General features: G+C 61.8%; 6 protein-coding genes. 5 read left to right on the top strand and 1 reads right to left on the bottom strand.

Going from position 1 to position 6,807, the window contains the following annotated elements:
• The first annotated feature begins 256 nt into the window (after positions 1-256).
• The 5 genes from ACRCSW_RS05820 to ACRCSW_RS05800 all read left to right on the top strand — a co-directional run bounded on the left by ACRCSW_RS05820 (position 257) and on the right by ACRCSW_RS05800 (position 5,671).
• On the top strand, positions 257-1,075 hold the full coding sequence (locus tag ACRCSW_RS05820) for a sugar phosphate isomerase/epimerase family protein (protein WP_438703375.1): 819 nt from the start codon (positions 257-259) through the stop codon (positions 1,073-1,075).
• A gap of 221 nt (positions 1,076-1,296) precedes the next feature.
• A complete protein-coding gene (locus ACRCSW_RS05815; protein ID WP_438703373.1) occupies positions 1,297-2,622 on the top strand; it encodes an extracellular solute-binding protein in 1,326 nt (441 codons plus the stop codon).
• Positions 2,623-2,681: 59 nt separating this feature from the next.
• Positions 2,682-3,563 carry an ABC transporter permease subunit gene (locus ACRCSW_RS05810; protein WP_438703371.1) on the top strand — a complete coding sequence of 294 codons (882 nt, stop codon included), beginning with the start codon at positions 2,682-2,684 and terminating at the stop codon, positions 3,561-3,563.
• A gap of 7 nt (positions 3,564-3,570) precedes the next feature.
• Positions 3,571-4,500, top strand: coding sequence for an ABC transporter permease subunit (locus ACRCSW_RS05805; RefSeq protein ID WP_438703369.1), 930 nt, complete (start codon positions 3,571-3,573; stop codon positions 4,498-4,500).
• A 7-nt stretch (positions 4,501-4,507) separates the two neighbouring features.
• Positions 4,508-5,671, top strand: a complete 1,164-nt coding sequence (locus ACRCSW_RS05800) for an ABC transporter ATP-binding protein (RefSeq protein WP_438703367.1) — start codon at positions 4,508-4,510, stop codon at positions 5,669-5,671.
• Positions 5,672-5,713: 42 nt separating this feature from the next.
• On the opposite strand, the gene ACRCSW_RS05795 is transcribed toward ACRCSW_RS05800, so the two are convergent.
• Positions 5,714-6,807 (bottom strand): alpha-D-ribose 1-methylphosphonate 5-triphosphate diphosphatase (locus ACRCSW_RS05795; RefSeq protein WP_438703365.1); only part of this gene is annotated, 1,094 nt, incomplete at its 5' end.

Below are 6,807 nucleotides of genomic sequence, written 5' to 3'. Positions count from 1 at the left end.
GGCCACCTTGCGTTTGCGCAACTACGTTGCCTCCCAGTTTCAGAACCTGGCCGCGACCATACAGCATCACGAGAAGCAGATGTTATGGCGGCGATGAAGGGGCGAGCTGGCCACAGCCGGTGACGCCCTCGGGATAATCGGGCTTGTCCGGACCGACCCGTCCGGCGGTCATGTATTTGCCATCTGCGCGATATGCCGGAGTTACATGCGTCTGAAAATTCTCAAACGGAGAACCTGTTTGTGAAAGGATGTCTCTATGACCGGTCGACCAATTCTTGGTGCGGCACTGGACCATTCCAGCCTTGCTGACCATCGCGACTGGCTTTTGGAAGCCCCGCGCGATCTGGAACTTCAGGCCTTTGTCGATGCCGAGGTGTTGGACGGGGACTGGTCCGGACTTGCCGCCGAAACCAAGCAGTTGCTTGACGGTCATCAGGGCCGGTTGGGGATTCACGGCCCGTTCTGGGGGTTCACGGTGGCATCCTACGAACCCGAGGTAAGGAAGATCGTAACCCGCCGGTTCGATCAGGCGCTGGATGTTTGCGCGGCAGTCGGCGGCACGCATGTGGTGATCCATTCCCCTTTCACCACATGGGGTTACAACCACCGCGGGCTTTACCCATCGGATACCGACAGGATGCTCTCGGCGGCACGCGATACACTGGCCAAGGTACTGGCGCGGGCCGAAGACATGGGCGTGACTTTCGTGCTGGAAAACATCGAGGATGTCGAACCGGCCGACCGCGCCATGCTGTGCGAGGCCCTGGACTGGCAGGCGCTGGAACTGTCGGTCGACACGGGCCACGCGCACTATGCTCATGTCTCCACCGGGGCGCCGCCGGTTGATTTCTACCTGCGCGCCGCCGGGTCGCGGTTGGGTCATGTCCATCTGCAGGACGCCGACGGTTTCGCCGACCGGCACTGGCAGATCGGCCACGGCACGATCCTCTGGCCGTCGGTGTTCGATGCTATCGCCCAAGCCGGATCCAACCCACGACTCATTCTGGAATTGCGTGACAAGGCCGGGGTCATCCCCTCGGCGCGCTACTTACAGTCTCTCGGCCTGGCCGAGTGATCGAATTGGATGGCCGCGCGCCCTGCTGAGGCGCGGGTGTGCTTTTATATGACCTGAACCCGCCAGGCGTCACTTGGCGGGATATGAATCTATTTCATTTAAACTACTGATTATGCGTTATAATTTTTGCCAGAGCTTCATCTGACTGTCACAGATTGCTGTCATCCCGACGTCACGCCGCGATCTGCGCGCGGCCCCTTTCATGACGGAGACACGGGAAAATGACGCACAAGCTTGCGACTGCTGCCGCCATTCTTTTGGCAACCGCCGGAACCGCCTCTGCTGAGAAGATCAAGTTCGACTACTGGTATGGCCTTACGGGTGATCTGGGTGAAGTCGTGCTGGAAACCTGCAACCGGTTCAACGCATCACAGGATCAGTACGAGGCCGTCTGTGTGGGCCAGGACGGCTATGAAAAAGCCGTGCAGAACGCCATTGCCGCCTTCCGCGCGGGCAAGCACCCGACCATCCTTCAATCCTTTGACGCTGGCACCGCAGATCTCATGCTGTCGGGCGAGTTCTACCCCGTGACCAAACTGATGGCCGATACCGGCGTGACGATTGATTGGGCGGACTACTTCCCGGCAATCGGCAACTACTACTCATCGAAGTCGGGCGAGTTCTTCTCGATGCCGTGGAATTCGTCCACGCCGGTCTACTACTGGAACAAGGACATGTTCGCCAAAGCGGGCCTGACCGAGGCCCCAACAACCTGGGAAGGCATGGAAGCCGCCTTCGTCAAGCTGAAGGAATCCGGCCAGGCCTGCAGCCTGGCCTACGCGCCATCATCCTGGATCGACCTCGAGCAGTTCTCGATGGTCCACAACGTACCTGTGGCCTCGAACAACAACGGCTATGACGGGCTCGACAGCGAGCTGCTGTACAACACCACCTTGCACGTCCAGCACATGGAAAACATTCAGCGCTGGCTGACCGAAGGCTACGCGATGCTGCGGACCCAGGCAGCCGGCAAAACATCCCGCGACAGCTTTGTCGAAGGCGAATGCGCGATCTTCTTTTCGTCCATCGCCGACCACAACACGATCCACAAGCTGAAGCCCGCCTTTGGCTGGGACGTCCAGATCATCCCGACCTACGAGGGCGTGGAGCGGACGAACTCGGTCGTGGGTGGTGCCTCGCTTTGGGTGCTGTCGGGCAAGACCGACGACGAATACAAGGCTGCCGCGGCGTATCTGGCGTTCCTTGCCACCACGCCCGAGCAGAAGTTCCTGCTGGAAAACACCGGCTATATCCCGGTGACAAAGTCGACCTACGAGGCGCTGAAGGCTGAAGGCTTCTACTCGAAAGAGCCCTTCATCAACCGCGACATCGCGATGAAGTCGCTGACCTGGTCAGAGCCGACCCAGCTGACGCGCGGCATTCGTCTTGGAAGCTTCATCCAGATCCGCGCTGAATGGACCGCCGAGGTCGAGGCGGCGCTCGCAGGGCAAAAGCCGATGAAAGAGGCGCTGGATACTGCCGTGTCGCGGGGCAACGAGCTGCTGGCGCGGTTTGCCCAGACCTACGAAGGCAAGTCCTTCCCCTGATCCAACCGATAGGGGCGCGGCCATACGGGCTGCGCCCTTTTTCTTGGCAGGAGGTCTTGATGCGTCGCGCCTATTTCAAGTTCAGCTGGATCGCAGTCGCCCTGCTGGCCCCGCAGTTGCTGATCATATTCGTCTTCTTCTATTGGCCGACGGCGCAGGCGCTGTACTGGGCGTTCACCCTGGAACAGCCATGGGGCGGCGGCAATACCTGGGTAGGCCTCGACAATTTCAGGAATGTCTTGTCGGACCCTTACTATTGGGGCTCGGTCCGGGTGTCGGTGATCTATGCGCTTGCAACGACAGTGCTTGCCATGGGCATGGCGCTGACTCTCGCCGTCTTTGTAGACCGCCAGCTGGCCGGATACCGGGCCTACCGCGTGGCGATCATCTGGCCCTATGCCGTTGCGGCGCCTGCCGTTGGCCTTTCTTTCCAGTTCGTCTTCAACCCTGGCGCTGGCATCTTTTCCTATATCAACACGATTGCGCCAGGGTGGTGGGACCTGTCGAAATACCCCTGGCAGGCCGTGACTGCCATCGTGATCGCGGGCGCATGGAAACAGGTCGCCTACAGTTTCGTCTTCTTCCTAGCGGCGCTCCAGTCGATCCCACGCAGCCTGACCGAGGCGGCCGCCATGGATGGCGCGCGACCCTTGCGCCGGATGCTGGACCTGCAACTGCCGCTGCTGACGCCAACGTTCTTCTTCCTGCTGGTCATCAACATCACCGACAGCTTTACCGACAGTTTCGGCATCGTCGATACACTGACCGGTGGCGGGCCGTTCCGGGCGACGGACCTGATGGTCTACAAGATCTACACCGACGGTTTTCAGGGCCTCGATTATTCCGGCGCTGCGGCCCAGTCCATCATCCTCATGCTGCTTGTCATGGCGCTGACCTTCGTTCAGTTCCGCTATGTCGAGCGGCGCGTGCATTACACCTGAGGTCGCCATGATCGAACGCACGCCCTGGCTCAACATCTCGACGCATGTGATCCTGATCTTCGGGCTGATCCTGATCCTGACGCCTATCTGGCTGGCCTTTGTAGCGGCGACCCTGACGCTGCAGCAGGTCAACTCCGCCCCCATCGAGCTCTGGCCCGGCGATCAGCTCTGGCCGAACCTGCAAGAGGCTTGGGCACGGTCGGATTTCGGCCCCAAGTTCGTCAACACCCTGATCGTGGCCATCAGTGTGGTCGTGGGCAAAATCACGGTAGCCTGCATCACCGCATTCGCGCTGGTTTTCTTCAACTTTCGTGGCCGGATGCTGATCTTCTGGATGATCTTCATCACGCTGATGCTGCCCTTGGAGGTCCGGATCGTGCCGACCTATGCGGTAGCCGCCAACGCGTTGTCTCCGTTCCAGGCGATCATGGACGCCACTGGTCTTTCTGGCCTGATCGCTACGCTGTCGGGGATCGAGGTGAAACTGGAATGGAACCTGCTCAACTCTTACACCGGGCTCATCCTGCCGCTCGTCGCCACCGCGACCGGCACGTTTCTTTACCGCCAGTTCTTTCTGACCATTCCCGATGAACTGGTCGAGGCCGCACGGATGGACGGCGCGGGGCCCCTGCGGTTCCTGTGGGATGTCCTTATCCCGTTGTCCAAGACCAACATCGCGGCGCTGGCGACCATCATGTTCGTTTACGCGTGGAACCAGTATCTCTGGCCGCTTCTCGTCATCACCGACCGCGCCAACTACGGGATGGTCGTGGTGCAGCTCTCCGACCTCGTCCCCGACCAGCTGACCACCGGCGGCGGCACGCCCACCTGGCACCTGGCGATGGCGGCGACGCTGGCCGTCATGCTGCCCCCCATCGCCATCGTCATCCTCATGCAGCGCTGGTTCGTGCGCGGCCTGATCAACACCGACAAGTGAGACATCCATGGCAGACATCAGCATCCGCAAGGTCGGCAAGACATATGGCAAGACAACGATCATGGAGGGGGTCGACCTCGACATCCACGATGGCGAGTTCGTGGTGATCCTGGGGCCGTCGGGCTGCGGCAAGTCCACGCTGCTGCGGCTGATCGCTGGCCTGGAAGAGATCACCAGCGGCGAGATCGCGATTGCGGGTCAGGTGGTGAACAAGCTTGAACCGCGTGAGCGCGGCTGCGCGATGGTGTTCCAGAACTACGCGCTTTATCCACACATGACCGTGGGCGAGAACATCGGCTATGCGCTCAAGGTCGCGCGCGTGCCCAAGGCCGAACGCCTGTCGCGCGTGGCGGCTACGGCAAAGTCGGTCGGCCTAAGCGAGTTTCTTGACCGCAAGCCTGGCCAGTTGTCGGGCGGACAGCGCCAGCGCGTCGCGATGGCCCGCGCCATCATCCGTGAGCCGAAGGTCTTCCTGTTCGACGAACCGCTGTCAAACCTCGACGCAAAGCTCCGCGTGCAGATGCGCCACGAGGTCCGCAAGATCCACAACCAGATCAACGCGACCAGCGTGTTCGTCACGCATGACCAGCACGAAGGCATGACCCTGGCCGACCGTCTGGTGGTGATGAACAAGGGTACGATCGAACAGATCGGCACCCCGGCCGAGGTTTATGAGCGCCCAGCTTCGCTTTACGTGGCTGGTTTCATCGGCAGCCCGGCGATGAACTTCCTGCCGGGGCAGCTTTCGCAGTCCGGCCGGGGCGTGGTGCTGGAAAACGGCACGACGGTGCCGCTGCTAGAGATGCCAGGCCTGGGCGACGGGCATCTGGTCCAGATCGGTATCCGGCCCGAACATGCAACGCTCACTGCAGCCGGGCGGGGCACGCTAGACGTACAGGTCGAGCTCGTCGAAGAGCTGGGCGCCGCGCGGCTCTGCAACGCGATCTTCGAGGACATTCCTTTCTGCGTGCTGACCCAGGACAAGCTGGACCTGGCCCCGGGGACGCGGGTCGGGGTGAACATCCCGGTCGACCACATCCACCTTTTTGACGCAGAAAGCGGGGCGCGGATTGACGTGGCCCAGCGGGCTCTCCGACCCGTCGATGGAGTGTTGGCCCCGGTAAGGGACGTGGCCGGGGCAAAAGGCGGACCGATTGCTCGCGAAGCATGACCTGTCGAGTGTGGCCGCGAAACTCCCGACTGGTGGTGCGCGTCAACCGACGCGTGCGCCTCGCACCCAGACGCCACGAATTGCGCCGGTCGACCCGATCGTCTTGACCCGGATGACATCGGCCCGCGCACCGACGGCCAAATGCCCGCGATCGTCCAGCCCCGTCGCCTCGGCGGGGGCCGCCGTGACGGTCGCCACCCCACGCGCAAGGTTGCCCCAGATATCACCCAGCATCATTGCGGCCGACAACAGGGACGATGGCACATAATCGGATGAAACGATGTCCAGAAGGTCTGCGTCCGCTAGAGCCTTGGCCGCAACGTTGCCCGAATGCGACCCGCCCCGGATCAGGTTCGGGGCCCCCATCATGACCCTGATGCCCGCGTCGTGGCAGGCTTGCGCCGCCTCGGTGGTGGTCGGAAACTCGGCAAAATGTGCGCCATGGGCAGCCGATACCGCAACTTGCGGTGCGGTGGTATCGTCATGGCTCGCCAGCACCGCGCCGTAACGGCGCGCCTCTGCCACGGCGGCGGCTTCGTGGCGGGCACCAACCTGGTCTTTCAAGGCCTGCAGACCCGACACATGCGCTTGAAACTCTTGCGCGGTCAGCCCGCGTTTCTTGGTCATATAGTCCCACAGCTTTGACACGTCGCGGAACTGACGCTCACCCGGCGTGTGGTCCATCAGGCTCACGATGCCGATCTGGTCATCGGGCCCAAACTTGGCCATCTCATCAATCAGGGTTTCCGAACAGACCTCGGCGCGCAGGTGCAAAAGATGGGTGATGCGCAGGACGCCCTGCGCGCGCATCGCAAGGATCTCGTCAGCAAGGCCGCGGGCGTATTCGCCGTAGCCCGTTTTCAGATCGGACAGAACTGAACCTACCCGCAGCGCATCGAAGACCGTGGTGATGCCGACACTCGCAAGCTCTGCGTCATGCGCGATGATTGCAGCCTGATGCGGCCAGTCGACCTTGGGGCGCGGCTCGATATGACGTTCAAGGTTGTCGGTGTGAAGCTCGATCAGTCCGGGCATGACCAGATCGCCGTCACAGTCGATGGCGCCGACAGGCACCGCATTGCCTTGAGCGATATCGACGATGCGACCGTCCGACAGGCGCAGGGACCCCTTGACCA

This window comes from Tabrizicola sp., assembly GCF_051645465.1.
Classification (GTDB): domain Bacteria; phylum Pseudomonadota; class Alphaproteobacteria; order Rhodobacterales; family Rhodobacteraceae; genus Tabrizicola.
The sequence above is the reverse complement of the archived record's forward strand: the minus strand, read 5'-3'. Positions and strand labels throughout refer to the sequence as shown.